We start from the raw sequence: 2,462 nt of genomic DNA, 5'->3' as shown, positions 1-2,462 counted from the left end.
TGATTTAACTTTGTCTACAACCGCTAACACTTCATTTGCATCGTAAAGCTGATCAAAGAACAACTCGAATAATCCAGTTTCAACAATGCTATGGAACACTGGAATTTGCTCATCTAATTTATCTGGAATGTCTTYTCCTAAATGGCTATAGAATTTGATAATTAAGAAGTAAATGTACTGTAGAAACGAAGTGTCATTCTTGAAAAACCCTAAATCATTTTCTTCATCAAACAGTAAACTTTCGTATGCTTCCTTGAGCAACTTCTCAGTTGTAGCAGGATTAAACTTTTCATTGTAACGAATGACGATGTTATTTTCTTCATCGTAGACATAAGTTGATTGCTTGTTAATGTCTTTTTGTTTGGCTTGAATATCAGTTAATTTAATATTACGCTGACGTGGTTTTTTAGCTTTAGTTGACATTTTGATTCCTCCTTGTTTTCTGTTGTTCTATGTTTAAAAGAGAGTGCGGATAATCCTCTGCACTCTCAGTCAATTCTGCTGTGGTCAATAATATTAGTGATGGCACGATAAGTTAATATCGCACCATCTAACTATCATTGAATTATGATTACTTTAATTTCTCGAATTTTAAAGAGTGGACATCATCAATATCGCCTGTATACTTGACTTCAATTTGTTTGCCAGTAGAAAACAAGGTTCTATCTACACCATCTTCAAAATAGATACGCATACGCCATCCGTCAACGATAACAATTACTGAGACTTCTTCTACTTTTACTACCGTTAAAACAGAAGATTTCAGCGTAGCCTGTTCCACAATTTTTGCTGTAGTTTTAGTCACATTTTAACCTCCTAGTATAGAATAAGATATTTCTAACTTATTCTATACATATTCTAATAGTTTATTATTAAACGATAGCACCTTCATCATAAATTACAAGCTCCCACATGTCCGTATTTACTGGACTTTTTAGGATTTCTAATGGCAAAGTTAATACAGCAGGATCGCCATCTGCTGCGAAGTCTAAGTTAAATGAATCTTCGAATTTAGCATTCGGTATATTTAATTGTCCTTGGAAAGCTTTTTTCGTAAATTCGTCAACTACTAAAACATCAAGTGTGACACGGAATGATCCACCAAATTTATCAGAAGTTACTTTAATCGTCTTAGCATCTAATGCAGTCTCGACTTTATAATAAACCCGAACTTTAGTATTATTAACAACGCCCACATTAAACGTCAATTCTTTGGCTGCGATACTGAAATCATTAACATTTGTAGCAGGTGTGCCTAAAGTGTATTCTTTACCATTTGTTCCATCAGGGTTTACTTCATATACAGAAATTAAAGCACCTTTTGGTGTTTTTTGGAGCGATGCTTTATTTGAAGTAACTGTAATAACGTCTCTACGGTCAACAGTTTTTTTACCTTCTAAAATGTTATTACCTGTTAACATTGCTACTGCTTTATTATCGAAAATAGCATCTTCTAAATTGATTTTTGATTCACGGTTAGATGAGAATCCTACAAGCTTAGCGTTTCCTCGACCCCCACGAGCGTATACCGTCTCACCTGTTGTTTCTACACCACTTGTTTTTAAAGTAGTTAATGTTACGATTGCGTGTCCATCTGTTAGATCATAAAATGTAGCTTCTCCAGCTTCACGGATTGCCCAACGATTAGGTGTTGCCATAATTAAAATCATCCTTTTCTGTTATAATTTATTATTTAAAAATATTAGCCCAGTTGATGTCTTCAAGTTTTATCTTTTTCCCATCAACTGTGCCACCATATATTCCATTCATTGTATAGTGATAATTGTCAATTAACTGGAATCTGCCATATCCATCATAAAGCTGATAAACGTTCAGTTTGCTAATAAAGTCAAAGCTTTTTGTTTTCCATCCTACGGCAGAAATGATGCTGTGTAAGTTTATCTTTGGTTTTTTGAGCTTGGCTAATAAAGCCTTCTTGCGTTTTTGTTCTTCCATAAATTCTCTAGCTCTATCATTGCCCGCAACAATTTCGTCCTCTTCATTATCTTGAAGATTATTGGCTGTCTTTACTAAAGTTTTAATGTAATTAAATTTTTCATCAGTAAGAATCGTTTCCTCGCTTAGCTCATCAAAATAAATACATCCAATTTCCTCATCAATTATAGGCTGTTTATTGAAATGTAAATTTAGCGCACAAAAAAAAGCTTCCCTAAAAGAAGCGTCATGATAGACTATAGAATTCAATACTTGAAATTCTGTTAAATGTTCGATTTCTTCAGGACTTATTTCTAACCTACTTTTATCGAATAGTACAGAAGAGAGTGCAAAATTGTATTTGTTCTCAGTGAGTTCTACTATCTCCTTCAATGAAGGAACAAAGAAATCACCAATCCCTTCTACATGAACAGGCAAATTTAGTAGGAATTTTAAATGGATATCACCTTGTTGCAATACTTCCATATTCTCACCTCTAATAGCTTTCATTGCAGAATTCGTATATT

Annotated in this window: 4 protein-coding genes; all 4 read right to left on the bottom strand. The window is 33.6% G+C overall.

Annotated features, from left to right (window positions below; all coding sequences use genetic code 11):
- Positions 1-423 (bottom strand): hypothetical protein (locus tag AC1DSL_RS17230; protein ID WP_477533159.1); only part of this gene is annotated, 423 nt, incomplete at its 3' end.
- Positions 424-571: 148 nt separating this feature from the next.
- The gene (locus tag AC1DSL_RS17225; protein ID WP_477533158.1) at positions 572-805 is read right to left on the bottom strand and encodes a hypothetical protein; all 234 of its coding nucleotides are present in this window, start codon (positions 803-805) and stop codon (positions 572-574) included.
- A gap of 67 nt (positions 806-872) precedes the next feature.
- Positions 873-1,658, bottom strand: coding sequence for a hypothetical protein (locus AC1DSL_RS17220; protein WP_477533157.1), 786 nt, complete (start codon positions 1,656-1,658; stop codon positions 873-875).
- Between the two features lie 31 nt (positions 1,659-1,689).
- Positions 1,690-2,462, bottom strand: a 773-nt coding sequence (locus AC1DSL_RS17215; RefSeq protein ID WP_477533156.1) for a hypothetical protein, incomplete at its 5' end; no start/stop codon positions are given.

The sequence above is a fragment of the Paenisporosarcina sp. P4_D4 genome, assembly GCF_056401835.1.
The sequence above is the reverse complement of the archived record's forward strand: the minus strand, read 5'-3'. Positions and strand labels throughout refer to the sequence as shown.